Source organism: Bartonella grahamii subsp. shimonis (assembly GCF_036327415.1).
GTDB lineage: Bacteria > Pseudomonadota > Alphaproteobacteria > Rhizobiales > Rhizobiaceae > Bartonella > Bartonella shimonis.
The window spans coordinates 1633572-1654316 of sequence record NZ_CP123961.1 but is presented as its reverse complement, the minus strand read 5'-3'; the positions used below and the strand labels follow the sequence as shown (position 1 = coordinate 1654316).

Here is a 20745-nt window from a genome sequence, read left to right as displayed (position 1 = left end):
AAATGAAAAAATATTGAAATTATTGAATGTTATAATTTTATTAAGCTCTGTTGGATGTGTTAGCAAATCTCCCCATCGACCTTGGCATTGTGAGAAAAGCTCAATATCAATAAATCTACGATCCCACAAGAACTGTTAATAATGTGGCAGGCAGCCAATCTACGCTTTTCCTGAAAATATGGATTCGTGTGCAAGTGAGTTTGCAGCAATTTATGAATGCATGACTAAAGCAGGTTATAGATAATAATATTTTTGGTGTAATCCATTCGATGAAACAGATGTTACGTTTTGATAAATGATAAAAAAAGCTAGTAAATAAAAAAGCTTTGCACAAGTGATTATCAACAGTAGACTGTTCATGTTTAAAGTAATAATTGAATGAAAATATTAAACAGAAGGAGAGAAAAATACGGCTCTTTTGTCTCCAATATAGTTATATTCATCAGCTATGAGATTAGCAATAGTGTTGTTGTTAGATGATGATAGTGGAGGATAGTGAGTTGTTGTTTAGAGAAATTTATTCAATATAAAGAATGACAAATAATAGCTTTGCTAAAATATCTGCTTTAACGATAATAAACAGATAGCTTTCATAAAACTGATTTTGATGAAATTTTATTTTGGTGTTTTTTAATTTTAAGAAGGTGAGTGTTTTATTGTATTTTAGATTTTATCAAAAGATCTTAAAGTATTACATTTATTAATTAAAATTATTGATGATAGAGTATTAGGAGAAGTTTTTTATTTATTCAAATTTTTTTGTTAGATATCTAGCATTTTTAATACAGAAATTGTGTACATTAGCTTATCCATTAGTGCATAATTTCTTGTTTTTTTGTTGTAGTTGAAGAAATGATGCTGTTATAGCTTTCGTATACTATATCTCATTTTGTTATATTTTTATTTTTCGATGGTAAGATAAATTGAAGATTATATTTCTTAAAAATTTGCATTTTTTCGCGTTTTTTTGAGATTAGTTTCTGGGCATTTTGTATTGCAGTTTTCAGCGGTTTTTAAGATGTAGTCTTTAAAGAGATTGTCATCCTAAATGGTATTTTAAAACTTTTTGTTCTTTCTTTACATAAAACACAAAACATTTTATTAAACGCTATAATTTGTCAGAAAAAATAAAATAACTTTGTTTGTTTTATTCTTACTGTGTTTAATTTGTGATTTATTTTTTTGCCAGCATTTTTTGTTTTTGTTGAAAAAAAGAAAGTTTTGAAAAACAATGATAATCAAGGTATCTAACAATCATTTGTATTCGTGCGTTTTTACAGTAGCTATTTTTTCTCTTTTGTTAAATATAAATATTGAGGCGCATTCTCATTCATCTGTATCACTGTTATGTGACGAAAACAAATTGCCTTATAAATGCAGTGATGGTGTAAAACATACAATTAGTGATAAAGTATATAAATTCACGGCACCTGTTAAAGAAAAGAATGGGGAGGGTAGTTCTCTCATGTTGCCTGCTGCTATAGTAGTACAGGAGCCAAATACAGTTATTCAGGCAATGCGTGTAGAGGTTGAAGCTACTGCGGGTATAGAAGATATTTATGGTGTTGTTGTATCACGAGGGGGAAGAATTGTTTTGAGTGATTCAGCTTTTAAAAATGTGTCAATAGGTCTTAAAGCTGATAGTGGAATGATTGAAGTTAATCATGGAACAATTGAGGCTTCTCAGATTGCAGCTTATGCAGAGAAGCAAGGAGCATCTGTTACGTTAATGAATACAAAAATTAAAGTGGAAGGTTTGGGTATCGGCCAAGAGAGTGCTCTTTTTGTTAGAGATGATGCGGGTATTCGGATGAAAAGTGGATTTATTGATGTGAATGATGCTGCTGCGCTTTATGTGGGGAGAGGGGGGAGTGCGACTTTGGATGGTGTTACCATTACTTCAAAACGTCAAAAAACAAAAGACAATGAAAATACCAATGAAAAAATTGCACATACAGTTTTCAATGTAAAACATCAGGGCTCTGTTCATTTAAAAAATACTAATATTATTTCTACGGATGTTCACGTTTTAACAGTTGGACAAGATTCTAACACACTATCCAATAACGGCAGGGAAGGAAATATTTTAATTTCGCGGGTTAATATTGAAAATTCAACAATTAAAGCAATAGGGAACAAACATGGTATGTATTTTGAGGGGGACGGGGAGAATGATGCGTATGAACAGGGACTTGTCTTTTTAAAAAGAACGACTTTTGAGGTTCCAGATGGGACAGCTATTCGTAGTAATAATAGTCGTAGTTATATTGCCGTAACAGAAGGTACAAAAATTTTTGGTGACTTATTATTAACAGTTGAAAAGGGTGGGACTGTAGCGATTTTGGCTGATTCTTCTTCATTGATAGGAGGGACTCGTGTTGCCGATGATTCTATTGCTGAGCTTTATTTGACAGGGGGATCAAAATGGCTTTTGACAAAAAGAAGAGAGATAGATTTGCAAGTTGCAAACCGTACAAGTTCGTCTATTTCATTTGTGAAAGTTTCTGATAGTTTTATTGCTTTTGAAACTCCAATGTTTCAGGAGTATCAGACACTTTATATCGGGAAGGGAGAGAAAGAAGTTTATAGTGCGCAAGATAGGGCAGATATTTATCTCAATACGCATCTCAGTAGTGATGGTTTGCTCGATAATAAAAAGACTGATCGACTTTTGATACATGGTGATGTTTCTGGAAAAACGACAGTTTATGTGCAATTTGTTGCAGGAAATCAGGGCGAGATAGCGACCGGTGAAAATGCTCATAGTATTTCACTTATTCAGGTTTCTGGAAAAGCGGCAGAGGATTCTTTTCAGTTAAATCGTGCTTATATTGCATTAGAGGGTTTGCCTTACCAATATTATCTTCATGCTTATGGCCCAGATTCTGCTCTTGGAAATGCGCAAACTTCTCAAAGATTGGTTGAAGGAAATGGAGATTTTTGGGATTTTCGCCTTGAAAGTAAGTATATTCAGCCTGCTTTGGGGACGTCTGTTATCCCTCATTCTGAGTTAAAGGTCAGAGAGGTTGTTCCACAAGTTCCAACCTATCTTTTATTACCAAATGCTTTGTTTCATATTGGACACATGGATATCCGTAATCAACAAAAGAAGTTGCAAGCTACGCAGTCTATTCCTCGCAAATTACTAAAAGTTGAAGGGAATTTTGCTTTATCTGTCCACGGTTATGGTGGGAGTTATCGTTATGTCTCAGATCTTTCTACACTTAAATATGGGTACGATGGTAATGTTGATTATAACGCTATAGAAACAGACATTTTGTTCAAAACAATAGAGAGCGCATATAGTACGATATCTTTTGGGATTATGGGAACCTATGGAAAGCTTTCCTTACAACCTCGTAACGTGGAACAAAGCCAGAAGAGTGAATTTAATAAATGGTCATTTACGACATACGGAAGTGTGAAACACAACACTGATTTTTATGTAGATGGTCTTTTATCTTATGGTTTGTTTAAAGGGGATGTGCTTACCCATGCTTGGGGTAAGACAGCGACATTGAAAGCAAATCCTTTGAACGTTTCGTTTTCTGCTGGTAAAGTGTTTATGACAGGACATGAAGATCTTATTTTTGATCCCCAGCTTCAGCTTATTTATCAACATCTTCGATTTGATAAGGCTCGTGATATTGATGGATTTGATATTGAGATGAAAAAAATAGATCAATGGTTGATGCGTATTGGAGGGTATTTAAGTAAAACATTTACAGTACCTGAAAAGGATCGTATCATTTGTTTTTATGGCAATATTCATCTTGCACATCGTTTTGGTGAAAAACAATTTGTTCATCTAAAGGATGTTTTCCAGTTGGGTGCTTTTGGTTCTTCTTTAGAAACAGGTTTGGGTATTAATGCGCAATTTTCTTCTAAAGTTACACTCCACAGTGATGTTAGCTATCAGCATAAGCTAACCAAGGCTGGTTTTTCTGGAGTTCATTTTTCTGGTGGTTTGCGCTATCATTTTTAATAAATCTTTTTAAAAATAATAAATGTGATTTTCAAAGTTTTGTTTTATTGTCAAGATTAGAACCATTGAGGGTGGAGAATTTTAATTGCTTCTTTTAATAATGGCATCATGTGTTTTAATAAATATGAAAGGATCACGTTTATTTATTCTTTTATCTGGTTGATAGGGGAGCTTAAATGTTTCAAAAAAATTGATAATGAGATTGTAAAGCTATTTGTGTTATTTTGACTACAAATATTTGGGATGTATTTGTCATCAGCTTTTTAAAATAATAACATTATTATCCTATTATGCTGTAAAGTGCTATCGTTTGAGGCTGTTGATATCAATCATGAAAGGCAGGGAGATATTGACTGTTAATTAAGAGCTTTTACTGTTAAGCAAAGGAGGGGTATGTAAAATATACAGCTCTATTGTTTCGTGGATGATGCATATTTTTACGCTTTAAAATTTTGTAAAAAGCTTTTTTGAAGCTGTTCGTATCAATCGCATTATTATAGGTGGATAATGAAAAAAGTGGTAAAGCGTGAACACTTTTACCATCAAATTCAACATCTTCAGTTCTTATAAGGATAAATTCTTTAAAAAAATTGTTCTAATGACTGTATTGAATATATGAACAAGATCATGTCTTATTTGTGAAATAGATATGAAATATAACTTTTAAATCAGAGTGGGATTGGCAGGATCTTTTTTCTTTGAGACGTTGGGAGAAGAAGTTGATCGCATCAAAAAGTCGTTTACAAGTTTTCATTATTGTTTCAAATACAGAAACATTGAAGAGCTTTTATTAAAATGGGGTGTAAAAGTAGATCATATTTCACACAATTTCTGTTTTTTGAAATATGCATCTTTAGTGGAAAGGTGTTTGCGAAGTTTTAGGCAATTGCATTCGCATTGTGACTTCATTTGTATCGATAAGATTTATATCAAAGTTGAGGGGCAGTAGAAATATCTTTATCGGACTATTGATAAACATGGTGTTTCCATAGGATGCTTAAGGTATCATCGAGCCATTTATGGTAATTGCGTGCTTCTTCGTTTGAGTTATGAACAGAGAAAATAAAACCAGGATATCCACCAAATGCTGGTGGAGGTGGTGAAATATGATTGGTTTCAAAGAAAATGATAGTTCTGGCGGTTTGAGGCTGCTGTGCAACCTTATCTAGACCTAAAAATCCAGAAAACCGTCCATGACCATGAAGAGGAATAATGTAATTTGCAGCCACTTTTTTAGCTGGGAGTATATCGGGAAGGTTTGGGTTTGGTTCAGCTAAAGCGGCATTCATACAGAGTTTTGCAAATGAAATCCCTGTACCTTGCTCAACAATAAAATGGGAGACACCCGATCCACCTATACGAGCGCCGATCTCAATTATATAAGGTAAATTATTAGCATCTAGGCGTAGCTCCACATGGGCAGCACCCATGTTTATGCCAAGAGCTTTAACTCCAGAGCATGCAGTTTTACATAAAGCAATAATTAAAGGATCATCTATATCACAGCGTTGACGATAAATTGTTTCTTCAAACCATGGTCCCTCGGGGCTTCCCTTGTCTCCAACGGACAGAACATGTACACCTGCTGTATCAACAAAGCATTCTACGACAAACTCTTTTCCTGGCAAATACTGTTCTACGACTAAACCTACAGGTTTATTTCTATCATTAAAACGTGCCATGTCTTTATGCTGAACATTCCATACGGCTTTAATGAGATCAGGAAGTTCGGCGGAGTTTTTAGCTAACATTACGCCTGCACTGGCCCATCCAGAGACGGGTTTAATAACGAGCGGATAATCCAAGGCTTGTATTTGTGATAGGTCTTCTGGATTATCTATATAAAAGAATTTTGGTGTTCTTAAGCCTGCTTTAGCAAAAGCTTGACGCATGAGATATTTGTTTCTGGTTAATGCTGCTACTTCTGGTTCAATACTTGGAGTATTGATTTTTTTTGCAGCCAAAGCTGTCCACAGAATGGCTTCTTCGCGAAGGGTCATAACCCCACGAATATTGCGTTCTTTTACACCTGCTGCAAAAGTATCTAAAGCTGCCTCTGGATTATCAAAAACAGGAAGTTGCCAAGTTGAAGTTACTGCTTCGGGGTGTTGAGTGGGAGCACTTTCAGCGGTATCATAGATCATGACTAATTCGATATTAGCTGCTTGTGCTGCTTCAAATATAAATGGTAATTTTGCATTGCGCTGGCAAACTAACGCGAGTTTTTTCATTTTGGTTCCTCATTAAATTTGGAATTTTGAGAATGACGTTTCTGTTGCCATGTAGATACCTTTGATGCATCTATAAATAGTAGTGTCATCCCTATAACAGCCATCATCATGGCAATTATTTTGATAATATTAAGAGAAGGGCTAGAGCCGATTATCCATTCACATGCAACCGTTGCAAAAGGAGCTAATACGCCGATAGTATTGGCGTATAATACGCCTCCTTCGGCTAAAACTTTTTGATATAATACGTAAACGGGTGCCGAGCAAACAGTTCCTAAAATCAATATTTTAAATATATCTTCTAACTTAAGATATAAGAGTGGGGCAGGATCAAAAATAAATAATGGTATAAATGATGCTGCAGAAATTGTCGTGATCCAAGCCAGTGAGGTGAGCAAAGGTAAATTTTTAAGATAACGTTTAGACAATAAACCATAAGCAGAGTAAGAAAGCGCTGCTGTTAAAGCAAGGGCTATTCCTATTAGGCTGTAATATCCACCCTCTGCACTGTTTATATTAAATGCTATAGCCGCTACACTGACAATGATCATACCGGTAAGTTTTAACCATGAGAACGTAAGGCTATTCGTCAGTGCACCCAATATGTAGGTAATACCTGGAATAGTAGCAAGCACCATAGTTAAATCACTGGCTTTGAGTGATTTTAATGCACCAAAGCTGCATACAAAATATAACGAGAATCCTAACACCGATAGAATTAAAAAAGAAGGTATCATGGAAAGTAATGGTAGGGATCTGAAAACAGCTTTCTCACGAAATACTGCAATCAGCCATAAGGTGGCAGCGGTGGCAAACAACCTAAGTCCAACCGCATGCATGACGGGTATATTGCTAACCAAATTCTTAGATAATAACCAACTTATGGAAAATAACGCTAGAATGGCGAAGGTAAATAAGAATAACCGTCCTTTTAAGAAACTCAATGATTTAATCCCCCAATAACGCGTTGTGCATAATATGATGTTGAAAAATTAAATCGTAACTTTGAGGTTTCGGGTTTTCCAAGATTATTTTGGATATAATCTTTAGCTCCTGCCAAATAAGCGTCATCATCTAATGCTTCAAGTGTTTCTATATCCGCTATCATCAATGTTATTACTTCTTCAAGACGCTCCAAATCAAATTGAAGATAACCTTGATTTGTTTCCATCAATGCTTTGTTCCGCGTCAATATTTCAAAAAGCAAGATACCTGTACCAGCATCGAATGTCATATGCTGATCAGAACCTTTTGGATAACGGAATATGCGTTTTAATAGGATAAATTCAGTTATTTCTTTCCAAAATTTTGGATGATTTTGTAGCATAATACGCACTGTAATTAAATCAACTTTAGTTTCTTCTAGAAGACCTGTAAACCAATTTAATTTGATATATAGATTTTTATCTAATGGCCGCGGTCCGGTATGATGTGCATAGTCATGGTAATAGCCCCACAAACAGCGAGCATCGTAAATATCTTCTTTAGATAAGTTACGACTATGCAATTGACCGAACAGGAATTTACTATCTCGACCGAGTAAACGTTCAGCTTCCACAATTGTTTGCTTGTTGTAAATATCAAAGAATTTACTGAAAAAAAACAAAGCAAATGCTTGCTTATCAATTTTTTTAGCAGCCGCTACAGATTCTGAAAATAGTACAATGCAATTGCCTTCTAAAAACCCTCTTGACGCTATTCCCATTTTTATACATTGAAATGGTGATACATAATTATTTGTATATTTTGAGGCGTCAGCAAGATAGGCCGTTTCATGACGATATCCTGTAACTAATTCCAGCAGGAATCCTTCTGGATCAGGTCCATTCGTTGCACGCATTGGAGCCAAGAAAAACAAGGGAGCATCTGGTAATGGGGCTTTGAAAACAGCCAAAGTGTTATCAAATTGAGGAGGGGTTGTTAAACCGCTGAGCATCCACTGATGAAGATCATCAGAAATGGTCGCTAAAAGTTTTGGAGATAATCCATCAAGAATATTGGCATGGTGGTTCAGCAGAGTGATCAATTCATTGATCATATTACGATCTGCTGAAGTTGGTTCTTTAATGTTCCCATCTCGTTCTTGGCGCATACGGAATTTGTCAACTAAGTTAACAATGGAAAGAAGCGCTTCAGATTTTTTCATGATGAGTTGACTTTAGTGAGTGGAGCAAAAGGCCATTGGCACTTGTCCAAAATTTTCGACAATACTCAGCCTATAGTGGTTGCCACAATCGATGTTGTGATACAAGCATCGGCTTTTTCAGCCTTACAAAGAACGGCTGCATCAGCTTTGCTGTTGGCAAATACTTTGTTATATTGAAGAGCTACAAGAGATTGCGGGGCAGGATGAGTCGCTACGGTTTTAATTTCATCAATGTTATTGCGTTTAGCTAAAACCATAGAGTGAGTAGGCATGATAAAGCTGTCAAATAATTGCATATCACCTAAACGGGTAAATATGAGTGTATGCAAATCAGGGTAAGCAGCACAGCTTAAGAGATATCCATCCTTTTTATGAGCAAGTTCATTAAAGGCTTCTTCAAGAGTTGCATATAAGATAATACGGGATCTCGAGTCAGTGGACAAAACACTTCTATTGTGATTGTCAAGCCACCACTGTGCTGCAGCTGCACAGTTAGTATCTGCAGGGCCAAGTGTATAGATAAAAGTATTATTTTCAGATTGCATAATCTCTATTCTTTTAATTATATGCCTAAATTTACACTAGTGTAAGATGTAGAGTATATCAAGAACAATCCGTTAAGTAATTTAGTGCTTTATAAAATAATGTAGATATGAAAGAAAATTTGCGATAAATTTTGTCTTTTCATTATTCTAGCATGCCGTAAAACATCGTCGTTTAGGGGAGATTAAGGAAAAATTCTATGCAAGGGGTATTTATTGGATATGTTAGACGAATGATTAGAATGGTTAAGCGAAGGTGAATGATACATAACGCACACCACTCTATCATTTTTTAATGATGAGCTTTTTTGTTTTAATATTTTGCAAAAATTGTTTTGAAGCTGTCCGTATCGATAACATTATTGTAGGTGGATAATAAGCAAAATGGTAAAGCGTGATCATATTTATTATCATATTCAATGTATTAAACTTTTTAATTAAGATGATATTTTAAAAATTATGCTATAGCCATGATTGTATTGAATATATGAAAGATATTATCATTGTCTTGTTTATAAAAGAAACATGAAATATAACTCTTAAATCAGATTGGGATTGGCAAGATCTTTTTTCTTCTTTGAGGCATGGGAAGGTCGGATTAAATCTTATTAAAGTGTATAAAACTTAGATAAAACAGTGGCCTTCTTGAAAAGATCAGAGGTAAACAAAGATGCGTGAGATTTTGGATCATTTTGATATGCCATTAAATAAGGATAAAAAGAGTTCTGTTCAAAAGATTCAAAATTTTTTATGTCAGCCGCACCCAAAACGATTTTATAGACAAGTGAAAATTGCTTGTGAGGAAGGGAGCTTTACTATCTTATTAGATGGATGTCCCGTTAAAACGCCCGCAAGGCGTCATTTTCTTGTGCCAACGGAAGTGTTTGCTAAATTTGTTGCTCAGGAGTTTGAGAGTCAAAAGCACGTTGTTGATCCGGCAAAAATGCCGATGACGCGTCTGGTAAATACCGTTATTGATGGTATCGCTGATGACATGCAGGTTATTTTTGAAGATTTATTGCGTTTCGTTGCTTGTGATATGATCTTTTATCGTGCACAAACACCTAAAGAGTTGGTGCAAAAACAATCTGAACAATGGGATCCTTTATTAGATTGGGCAGAAAAAAAACTGGGTTCAAGGTTTTATTTGACAGAAGGGCTGATGCATGTGGAACAATCACCAGAAGCACTTCAAGCTGTGAGTCATTATTTACGTAGCGTTGAGTCTCCTTATATGCTTGCTGCTCTTCATATGATGACAACCTTAACGGGATCTGCTCTTATTGCTCTTGCTGTTGCTGCGGGAAACATTGATGCTGATCACGCTTGGTCTATTGCCCATTTAGATGAAGATTGGATGATGGAACAATGGGGAATAGATAAAGAAACAATGGTGCGTCGTGATCATAAAAAAGTTGAATTTAAGGCTGCGGCTACAATTGTTACAACTTGTTTATAAGGGTTAACTCTTTTATTTACGTACATTCTTTTTGCTCAGAGTATTTTTGTGACTTTTTGAGGATTAATTTTTACTTTTTCAAGTCCAGGAAATAGTTCATTGGTTATGTTTAAGAGCGTTTTGTCATTACCACGGATAAAATACCATTGGTTATTGTAAAGTAGGGCAATAATTTCAGTTTGAATAGAGCATTTTTTCCCAGCATTTGTTGTGGTTACAAGCTCCATGGGTATAACAAAATAAGGGGTACCATTATCAAGAGTACCTTCACGTTTTTGTTTTTGGTCAATGTTGATCGTTTCAATCTTGTAACTTTCTGCCAACCGTTCGATTTGGCTTTTCATGATTTGCCGAAATTGTGATTGACTAAGATTTTTTTTGGCGGTTAAGCTGTTGATGATTTCAGGAGGGATAGCATTTAAGATGGCATTTGCATCGGCATTTTTAAGTGCTTTACTATAAGCGGATGTCGCTTTTTCAAGGGCTGTGAGTTTTTGGTTTGTAATTGTATGTGCTTGAGTTGTTGATGGGATAAAGACAATGCATAAAAGAACGGAAATGAGAAAACAAATTCGCGGCATTGAGAAACCTTGTTAATTCATTTGTAGAGATTCATCGCATTATAAAGGAAAAGCAGATAAGCAAAAAGCCTCTTACACTCTTGCATGAGGAGAGTATCCACAAAAATGGAAGCTTTTGCCTCCATTTTTAAAATTAAAAGAATGCATACTGACTGTTTAAACAGAATAGTACATATCAAATTCAACAGGATGGGGCGTTGTTTCGTAACGTAAAACTTCTTGCATCTTTACTTGAATGAAGGAATTAATCTGATCATCATCAAAAACGTCGCCTGCTTTAAGAAAGCCACGATCTTTGTCAAGTGCTTCAAGCGCTTCACGCAAACTTCCTGAAACGGTAGGGATTTCTTTGAGTTCTTTTAAGGGAAGATCATAAAGATCTTTATCCATAGCATGTCCAGGGTGAATTTTGTTTTTGATGCCATCAAGACCAGCCATTAAGAGGGCTGCAAATGCCAAATAGGGATTTGCTGTTGGGTCTGGAAAACGAACTTCTACGCGTTTTGAATTTGGTGAAGAGCTCATTGGGATACGGCAAGATGCAGAACGATTACGCGCTGAATAGGCAAGAAGAACTGGAGCTTCATAACCAGGAACCAAACGTTTATAGGAGTTTGTGGATGGGTTGGTAAAAGCATTGATTGCTTTTGCGTGCTTAATAACACCACCAATAAAAAATAAACAGGTTTCTGAGAGTCCGGCATATTCATTTCCTGCAAAAATGGGTTTGCCATCTTTCCAAATGGAGATGTGAACATGCATTCCAGAGCCGTTATCACCAAAAACTGGTTTTGGCATGAAGGTTGCTGTTTTCCCATAACTGCTTGCTATTTGATGTACAACATATTTAAAAATTTGCATCTTGTCAGCTTCGCGAACGAGTGTATCAAAACGAATACCCAATTCATGTTGCCCTGCTGCTACTTCGTGATGATGTTTTTCGACCTGTACGCCCATATCTTTGAGTGCTGTGAGCATTTCAGAACGCATATCTTGGCAGGAATCAATCGGCGGAACAGGAAGGTAGCCTCCCTTTATTCGTGGACGATGCCCTAGATTGCCTGTTTCATATTCCGTATCGTCATTGGAGGGAAGTTCACTTGAATCGAGTTTAAACCCTGTGTTGTAAGGGTCTGTTTTATAGCGCACATCATCGAAGATAAAAAACTCTGCTTCTGGACCTACATTGATTGTATCTCCAATGCCTAAAGATTTCATATAAACCTCAGCCCTTTTTGCGATAGAACGAGGATCTCTACGATAAAACTCACCAGAGACAGGATCAAGAATGTCACAAAATATGACCAAAGTAGATTGAGCAAAAAAAGGATCAATATGCGCTGTTTTAGGATCTGGCATTAAAACCATGTCAGATTCATTAATTGTTTTCCAACCAGCAATTGAAGAACCATCAAACATAACACCATCATTAAAGGTATCTTCGCTGATCTCTGCGATATCCATTGTAATGTGATGCAATTTTCCTCGTGGATCAGTAAAACGTAAATCAACAAAACGGATTTCGTTGTCTGCAATCTGTTTGATAATATCTGATGCGGTTGTCATATTCAATTTCCTTAATACAGCGTTGAGGTGGATAAAAAGGTTAATTTTCTCGTTATTTACTAAAGGGCATCGACACCGGTTTCGTCTGTGCCTATACGAATGGCATCATCAATGGAAAAGATAAATATCTTTCCATCTCCTATATGTTTGGTTTGAGCTGCTTTACGTATTGCATCAACAGTTTGTTCCAGTTTTTCATCGGACACAACAATTTCAATCTTTACTTTAGGTAGAAAGTCAACAACATATTTCGTGCCACGATAAAGTTCTGTATGTTCCCTTTGACGACCAAAACCTTTCGCTTCTGTTACTGTAATACCATGTAATCCAATTTTTTGAAGCGCTTCTTTTACTTCATCAAGTTTGAAAGGTTTTATAATGGCTTCAATTTTTTTCATGCTGAAACTATCTCCAACGTTATTTTGTCTTTTTAGACTGCATCACATTATATTGACAACTGTAAGATGTCCAACAGATACTTTGTGCACAAAAAGTCAAAAATAATGACATTCTATGCTCTTTTAGGAGAGTTTCTTTTGTAGAATAAATTCAAATATTGTTTTTTGGAAAACATCTTACAAGTCTTTTACAAGAATTAAAATAATATAATAAAAGAGTTTTGTTTCTTTTTTGTTAGATAATACGTTGATTTATATGGATAATTAGTTGTTTTCCATATTGAATAAGAAACTCTAATAGCGTAAGATTTTCTCATTTTAGATCTTTTATCGTCAATCAATCAAAACGATACCTTTGTATATCATAAATGGTACGAGTGTGTGGATAAAAACATTTGAAAAAAATAAAATGCTTTTTATGAAAGCTTTTGATCACTAAAGGTTTTAAAATATTAGGGGGTAGGGGAGATAAATATTGGAAAAGAGTGTGGTGATGCCGATTATGCTCCTTCATAAACGTAAAGCTGGTGGTGTACAATAATGGGTTTATCATTATAGCATTCATAGATGCCGGCGTGAAATGGGCTTGAGAGTGTTGAGAAATATTTCTTTGAAAACAGGTGTGTGAATTGGCGATGCAAATATATTCCGTTTGGGGCGTTTTTTCCCTTCGTGAGGAATGCGATCCCATTAAGGAACGCGATAAATAGAAGCGTGAAGCAAGGGGCAATCTTCATTATAAGATATTGCTGCGGATGCTTTTGAAATCATAAAGATAAATTAAAAGGAGATTAAAGATAGGAACTTATTTATACCTTTAAAACTTCGTATTCTTCCCAAATTGGGCTGCCTGGTCGTTTCAGATATAAACAAAACAGAGAATAAATACGCAATTATGCGCGCGTTCCTATTTGATAATACGAAAACTGAAACAGCTTATAAAGTGCTAAATTGTTTCAGTCTTTTTTTCAAACATGTTGCACCACTGCAATTAGGTATTAGTTTACAGGTAATAATAAAAGTACAGGCTTTGTTAGTATGCTGTATTTTCAATGGAAAGCGTTTTTAAGAATTGGAATTATAGAGAGATGGACGTAGTAAAACATCTTTTAGAAATTTTCCCGTATAGGAAGCCGGAACCTTAATGATGTCTTCAGGGCGTCCAATTGCAACAATTTCGCCACCGCGATCTCCACCCTCTGGTCCTAAATCAATAATCCAGTCGGCTGTCTTTATAACATCAAGGTTATGTTCAATGACTATAACTGTGTTGCCTTGCTCGACTAGTTCATGCAGCACTTCAAGAAGTTTGGAAATATCGTGAAAATGTAAACCTGTTGTCGGTTCATCCAAAATATAGAGTGTACGTCCCGTTGTTTTACGTGAAAGTTCTTTCGCAAGTTTTATACGTTGTGCTTCCCCACCAGAAAGTGTGGTTGCTTGCTGTCCTACTTTTATGTAACCCAATCCTACTTTAATAAGAGTTTTCATTTTATTATGAATAGCGGGAATAGCCTGGAAAAATTCCTCTGCCTTTTCAATTGTCATATCCAAAATATCGGCTATAGATTGTCCTTTGAATTTTATTTCTAGTGTTTCTCGATTATAGCGTTTTCCTTTACAGACATCGCAAGTAACATAGACATCAGGTAAAAAGTGCATTTCAATTTTTACGACTCCATCACCTTGACATGCTTCGCAACGTCCTCCTTTAACATTAAATGAAAAACGCCCAGCTTTGTAACCACGGGCTTTTGATTCTGGAAGATCGGCAAACCACTCACGAATCGGTGTAAAAGCGCCTGTATAGGTTGCGGGATTAGAGCGTGGGGTGCGTCCAATGGGGGACTGATTTATATCAATGACTTTATCAAGAAATTCTAATCCTTCAATTTTGTCATAGCTGGCAGGGCTGTGATGAGAGCCCATGATATGATGTGATGCTGCTTTGAAAAGCGTTTCAATAAGAAATGTTGATTTTCCTCCTCCAGAAACACCGGTTACACATGTGAAGGTTCCAAGAGGGATGTTCACATTGATATTCTTGAGGTTATTTCCTTTGGCACCAATGATTTTAAGCGTTTTCATTTTTGATATTTTGCGTCGTTTGGCAGGTATTTTAACAGCCATTTTTCCTGAAAGGTATTGGCCTGTGAGAGAGGCTGAATTTTCTATAATTTCCTGTGGTGTCCCTTGCGCTATGATTTCTCCACCATGAACGCCCGCGGCAGGGCCCATATCGACAACATGATCTGCTGTGAGAATAGCATCTTCATCGTGTTCAACGACAATAACTGTATTGCCAAGATTGCGTAAATGGCGCAGCATTTCCAAAAGGCGTTCATTATCGCGTTGATGTAAACCGATAGATGGTTCATCTAAAATATAAAGAACGCCTGTAAGACCAGAACCAATTTGGGATGCTAACCGAATGCGTTGGCTTTCTCCACCTGAAAGCGTTCCTGAATTTCGAGACAAGGTAAGATATTCCAGTCCTACATGATTTAAAAAAGCTAAGCGTTCGCGAATTTCTTTTAAAATACGTATGGCGATATTACGTTGTTTTTCTGTGAGATATTGATGAATATTGGCAAACCAATCATCTGCCTTTAGAATAGAAAGCTCTGATATTTGCCCTATATGCATTCCATGGATTTTTACAGCAAGTGCCTCTGGTTTTAAACGATAACCGTGACAAGCTGGGCAAGGCGAAGAAGACATATAACGTTCGATTTCTTCTCGAGACCAAGCAGAATCGGTTTCTTTCCAGCGTCTCTCCATATTGGGGATGATTCCTTCAAAAGGTTGGGTCGTTTTATGCGAACCAGAATTATTTTTATAGGTAAAAGAAATTTCATTGCTTTTTGTACCGTAGAGAATAGCCTGTTGTACTTCAGTAGAGAGTTCACACCATTGATCTGTGAGTTTGAAACCGTAAGCTTTTCCTAATGCTTCTAAGGTTTGGCTATAATAAAGTGAATCCGATTTAGCCCAAGGAGCAATGGCTCCATTCTTTAGGGTAAGATTTTTATTTGGCACAATTTTCAGTGGATCCATTGCCTTTTTTATGCCCAATCCGTCGCAGAGGGGACAGGCTCCAAAAGGATTATTAAATGAAAAAAGGCGTGGTTCAATTTCAGGAATAGAAAAACCAGATATAGGGCAGGAAAACTTTTCTGAAAAAATGAGGCGTTTGTGTGTATCATTTTTTGATTTATGAGCAGATTCCTTTGTCGTTTCTTTTTGTATCAAGGGTTGGTCTGCCATTTCAGCTATGGCAAGTCCATTTGCTAGCTGTAAACAGGTCTCTATACTATCAGCCAAGCGAGAGCTGATATCCTTTTGTAAAACAATGCGGTCTACCACGACATCTATGTCATGTTTATACTTTTTATCAAGAGGTGGAATGTCAGGGATTTCATAAAATTCACCATCAACTTTAGCCCGTTGGAATCCTCTTTTTAAAAGTTCTATTAGTTCTTTTTTATATTCTCCCTTTCGTCCTCGTACCAAGGGTGCCATAATAAAAATTCGTGTTCCTTCTGGTAAGGACATAATTTGATCCACCATTTGGCTTACCGTTTGGCTTTCTATAGGAAGTCCTGTCGCAGGAGAATGAGGAATACCAATACGTGCAAAGAGAAGGCGCATGTAATCGTGGATTTCAGTAACGGTACCTACTGTTGAACGAGGATTGCGACTGGTGGTTTTTTGTTCAATGGAGATAGCTGGAGAGAGACCGTCTATGCGGTCGACATCGGGTTTTTGCATGACTTCCAAAAATTGGCGTGCATAGGCTGAAAGGCTTTCGACATAGCGGCGTTGTCCTTCAGCGTAAATTGTATCAAAAGCTAAGGATGATTTTCCTGATCCAGAAAGTCCTGTTATAACAATGAGTTTGTCACGAGGCAGATCGAGATCAATATTTTTAAGGTTATGCTCACGCGCACCACGAATGGAGATATATTTTTGATAGGTCATATTTTATCCTTAGCATATGTAACAAAAAGTGAGCACCTAAAATGGAATCAAATTGTTTTTTTAAAATTACAATGTGTTTAACTGCTTTAATGCAAAAGAAAGTACAAGTTTTGTGAAAAGAAAAATACAAATGAGCAGCTTTTTATTCTCTCGTGGTGGAATAGACTATGCGTTTTTATCATCTTTTGTTATAATTACACGGATACAATATTGGGACAGGATAGCAATATCCATATTGAAGATCAATTGCAGACATGTAAATTGAAGGTCAAGATAGTTATAACTGTTATAAAACAGAGTATTTTACGAACTAAAATTTTGGAGTTTGTGCGATGGCTGGTAGCCTTAATAAAGTTATTTTGATTGGTAATCTTGGTGCCGATCCTGAAATCCGCCGTTTGAATTCTGGTGATCAAGTGGCAAATCTGCGTATTGCTACTTCAGAAAGTTGGCGTGATCGGCATACAAATGAGCGAAAAGAACGTACTGAGTGGCATAATATTGTTATTTTTAATGAAAACCTTGTCAAAGTTGCAGAGCAATATTTAAAAAAAGGCAGCAAAATTTATATTGAGGGGCAGTTACAGACACGAAAATGGCAAGATCAAAATGGAAATGACCGTTATACAACAGAGATTGTTTTGCAAAAGTACCGTGGTGAATTACAAATGCTTGATGGGCGGGGAGCAGTGGGCGGGGAACAAGGTGCAAGTCAAGGGGGAAGTTATAGTGGTGGCTTTGCCGATAGTAACTCAAATCAAAAAAATACTTTTGGTCAAAATAATAATCAATTGGGAGAAAGTTTTTCACACAAATTAGATGATGACGTACCTTTTTAAGAATCTTTAATGCAGTATTATGATTACTTTATGGTTTGTTTGTTTCAGATTTTTAAAGTTTAGCAAAATGGAAATTGTTGATTATTATTGGTAATTTTAAACATAAATTAATAACATCTTGAAAAATATTGTTAAATTTCTTTTTTGTTATGGGGGAGAAATTGGTATTTTAGTGTATTTTTCGATATAAACAAAGTGAAATGATTCTATTTTGAAAGTTTTAAAATTGTGACCGATCTTACTCCACCCCCAGAACGTGTTGTGCTAACCGGTGTTGAACCAATCAGTATTGTTGATGAAATGCAACGCTCCTATCTCGATTATGCGATGAGCGTGATTGTTTCTCGTGCACTTCCTGATGTTCGTGATGGTCTTAAGCCTGTTCATCGACGTATCCTTCATGCTATGAATGAGATGGGGCTTTCTTTCAACAAGTCGTATCGTAAATCTGCTGGTGTTGTTGGTGAGGTTATGGGGAAATTCCATCCTCATGGCGATGCTTCAATTTATGATGCTTTAGTGCGTATGGCGCAGGACTTTTCTTTAAGAAATCCATTGATTGATGGTCAGGGAAATTTTGGTTCCGTTGATGGTGATCCACCTGCGGCCATGCGCTATACTGAGTGTCGTTTAGAAAAAGTTTCAGAAGAGCTTTTAGCTGATATCGATAAAGATACTGTTGATTTTCAGGATAATTACGATGGGCGTGAGCGTGAACCACTTGTTTTACCAGCACGTTTTCCCAATCTTTTGGTTAATGGGTCAGGGGGGATTGCTGTGGGAATGGCAACCAATATTCCTCCCCATAATCTTGGTGAAGTCGTTAATGGTTGTATCGCTTTGATTGATGATCCTGATATCTCACTCGATAAAATAATTGAAATTATTCCTGGTCCGGATTTTCCTACAGGGGGCATTATCCTCGGCCATTCTGGTGTCCGTGCTGCTTATGAAACAGGGCGTGGCTCAATCATTATGCGTGCTAAAGTTGAGATCGAAGAAATTCGCAGTGGTCGACAAGCAATTATTGTGAGTGAGATCCCTTATCAAGTTAATAAGGCAACGATGATTGAGAAAATGGCCGAATTGGTGCGCGATAAACGCATTGAGGGAATCTCTGATTTGCGTGACGAATCTGATCGTGATGGGTATCGGGTCGTTATTGAGCTGAAGAAAGATGTTGTTGCGGAAGTTGTTTTAAACCAATTATATCGTTATACGCCGCTACAAACTTCTTTTGGTTGTAATATGGTTGCTTTAAATGGGGGAAAACCAGAGCAGATGACGTTGCTTGATATGCTTCGTGCATTTGTTTCTTTTCGGGAGGAAGTTGTCAGTCGGCGAACAAAATATCTTTTGCGTAAAGCACGAGAGCGGGCACATGTTTTGGTTGGTCTTGCCCTTGCTGTTGCCAATATTGATGAAATTATAGCACTTATTCGCAAAGCTCCTGATCCGCAAACAGCACGTGCACAGTTAATGGAGCGACGCTGGCCAGCGATGGATGTCGCGCCTTTGATTAAACTTATTGATGATCCTCGTCATATTATTCATGAGGATGGTACTTATAATCTCTCTGAAGAACAGGCGCGTGCTATTTTAGAGTTGCGTTTGCAACGATTGACAGCCCTTGGGCGTGATGAAATCGCTGATGAATTGAATAAAATTGGCGTGGATATCACAGACTATCTTGATATCTTGGCATCACGTGTACGCATTATGTGTATTGTTAAGGATGAGTTGAGTGCTCTTCGTGAGGAATTTGCAACGCCGCGACGTACCGTGTTTGGTTTTGGTAGCGCTGAAATGGAGAGTGAAGATCTGATCGCACCAGAGGATATGGTGGTAACAGTGAGCCATAGTGGCTATATTAAGCGTGTGCCTCTTAATACCTATCGCGCACAGCGACGTGGTGGTAAGGGGCGTTCTGGTATGTCCACGAAGGATGAGGATTTTGTAACGCGGTTGTTTGTTGCCAATACGCATACTCCGGTTCTTTTCTTTTCATCACGTGGGATTGTTTATAAGGAAAAAGTTTGGCGACTGCCGCTGGGGGCACCCCAATCGCGTGGGCGGGCTTTGATCAATATGCTTCCCTTACAACAAGGTGAGCGTATTACAACGATTATGCCTTTGCCTGAAGATGAAGCGAGCTGGAGTGCATTGGATGTTATGTTTGCGACAACACGTGGAACTGTGCGTCGTAATAAATTATCAGATTTCGTTCAGGTTAATCGTAATGGTAAAATTGCAATGAAACTTGATGAAGAAGATGAAATTCTTTCTGTTGAAACCTGTACAGAATATGATGATGTTGTTTTAACAACAGCCAATGGACAATGTATTCGTTTTCCAGTTGTTGATGTTCGTGTCTTTGCTGGGCGTAATTCTGTGGGAGTTCGTGGTATCAATTTAGCTAAGGGCGATAAAGTCATTTCGATGACAATTTTAGAGCATGTCGAGGCGACGTCCATTGAGCGTTCTGCTTATATTAAACGTGTAATGAATGAACGGCGTGCTTCTGGTGCAGATGCTGATGTTGACGATATTGTAACTCTTGATGAGGAAGAAGGGGGGGGGGAAACAGAGTTAACAGATGAACGTTATACAGAACTTCATGCGCGTGAACAAATGCTTTTGACGGTGAGTGAGTTTGGTTATGGTAAACGCTCTTCGTCCTATGAGTTCCGGATTTCAGGACGTGGCGGAAAAGGGATTCGTGCAACAGATCCATCTAAAACAGCTGAAATTGGTAAATTAGTAGCGGCTTTTCCGGTGAAGGCGCAAGATCAAATTATGTTGGTATCAGATGGGGGACAGCTTATTCGGGTCCCTGTTGAGGGAATTCGTATTGCTGGGCGCTCAACTAAGGGAGTGACAATTTTTAATACAGCCAAAGGTGAAAGAGTCGTATCGGTTGAACGTATTTCTGAACCTGAAGATGATACGAGTTCATTAGATGATGAAGGTGAGAAGCATTCAGATACAGTTGATATGAGAGAAGAAAAATAATTTTG

The 20745-nt window shown here is 37.0% G+C and carries 12 protein-coding genes; 4 read left to right on the top strand and 8 right to left on the bottom strand.

Going from position 1 to position 20745, the window contains the following annotated elements; translation table 11 throughout:
* The first annotated feature begins 1231 nt into the window (after positions 1-1231).
* Positions 1232-3985 (top strand): autotransporter family protein, encoded by a 2754-nt coding sequence (locus QHG57_RS07265; protein WP_330169026.1) that lies wholly within the window; start codon positions 1232-1234, stop codon positions 3983-3985.
* Between the two features lie 965 nt (positions 3986-4950).
* Here QHG57_RS07265 and QHG57_RS07260 read toward each other — a convergent pair.
* From QHG57_RS07260 to QHG57_RS07245, 4 genes are all read right to left on the bottom strand, one after another.
* Positions 4951-6216 (bottom strand): ATP-grasp domain-containing protein, encoded by a 1266-nt coding sequence (locus QHG57_RS07260; protein WP_330169025.1) that lies wholly within the window; start codon positions 6214-6216, stop codon positions 4951-4953.
* A complete protein-coding gene (locus QHG57_RS07255) occupies positions 6213-7100 on the bottom strand; it encodes a DMT family transporter (protein ID WP_330169584.1) in 888 nt (295 codons plus the stop codon). Before QHG57_RS07255 ends, QHG57_RS07260 begins: the two co-directional genes overlap by 4 nt.
* Positions 7101-7156: 56 nt before the next feature.
* Positions 7157-8362, bottom strand: a complete 1206-nt coding sequence (locus tag QHG57_RS07250; protein WP_330169024.1) for a DUF6421 family protein — start codon at positions 8360-8362, stop codon at positions 7157-7159.
* A gap of 65 nt (positions 8363-8427) precedes the next feature.
* Entirely contained in the window at positions 8428-8907 is a 480-nt protein-coding gene (locus QHG57_RS07245) for a hypothetical protein (RefSeq protein ID WP_330169023.1), read from the bottom strand.
* 667 nt (positions 8908-9574) lie between these two features.
* On the opposite strand from QHG57_RS07245, the gene QHG57_RS07240 reads away from it, so the two are divergent.
* Positions 9575-10363, top strand: coding sequence for an ATP12 family chaperone protein (locus QHG57_RS07240; protein WP_330169022.1), 789 nt, complete (start codon positions 9575-9577; stop codon positions 10361-10363).
* Between the two features lie 35 nt (positions 10364-10398).
* Here the strand turns inward: QHG57_RS07240 and QHG57_RS07235 are convergent, their stop codons facing one another.
* The 4 genes from QHG57_RS07235 to uvrA form a co-directional block, all read right to left on the bottom strand.
* Positions 10399-10944, bottom strand: coding sequence for a hypothetical protein (locus QHG57_RS07235; protein WP_330169021.1), 546 nt, complete (start codon positions 10942-10944; stop codon positions 10399-10401).
* Between the two features lie 156 nt (positions 10945-11100).
* Positions 11101-12510 carry a type I glutamate--ammonia ligase gene (glnA, locus tag QHG57_RS07230; RefSeq protein WP_330167722.1) on the bottom strand — a complete coding sequence of 470 codons (1410 nt, stop codon included), beginning with the start codon at positions 12508-12510 and terminating at the stop codon, positions 11101-11103.
* Positions 12511-12569: 59 nt separating this feature from the next.
* The gene (locus QHG57_RS07225) at positions 12570-12908 is read right to left on the bottom strand and encodes a P-II family nitrogen regulator (protein WP_330167721.1); all 339 of its coding nucleotides are present in this window, start codon (positions 12906-12908) and stop codon (positions 12570-12572) included.
* Positions 12909-13973: 1065 nt separating this feature from the next.
* A complete protein-coding gene (gene uvrA / locus QHG57_RS07220) occupies positions 13974-16889 on the bottom strand; it encodes an excinuclease ABC subunit UvrA (protein WP_330169020.1) in 2916 nt (971 codons plus the stop codon).
* Between the two features lie 332 nt (positions 16890-17221).
* On the opposite strand from uvrA, the gene ssb reads away from it, so the two are divergent.
* Together ssb and gyrA are read left to right on the top strand one after the other, a co-directional pair.
* On the top strand, positions 17222-17728 hold the full coding sequence (gene ssb / locus QHG57_RS07215; RefSeq protein ID WP_330167719.1) for a single-stranded DNA-binding protein: 507 nt from the start codon (positions 17222-17224) through the stop codon (positions 17726-17728).
* 228 nt (positions 17729-17956) lie between these two features.
* On the top strand, positions 17957-20740 hold the full coding sequence (gene gyrA, locus QHG57_RS07210; protein ID WP_330167718.1) for a DNA gyrase subunit A: 2784 nt from the start codon (positions 17957-17959) through the stop codon (positions 20738-20740).
* Positions 20741-20745 lie beyond the last annotated feature (5 nt).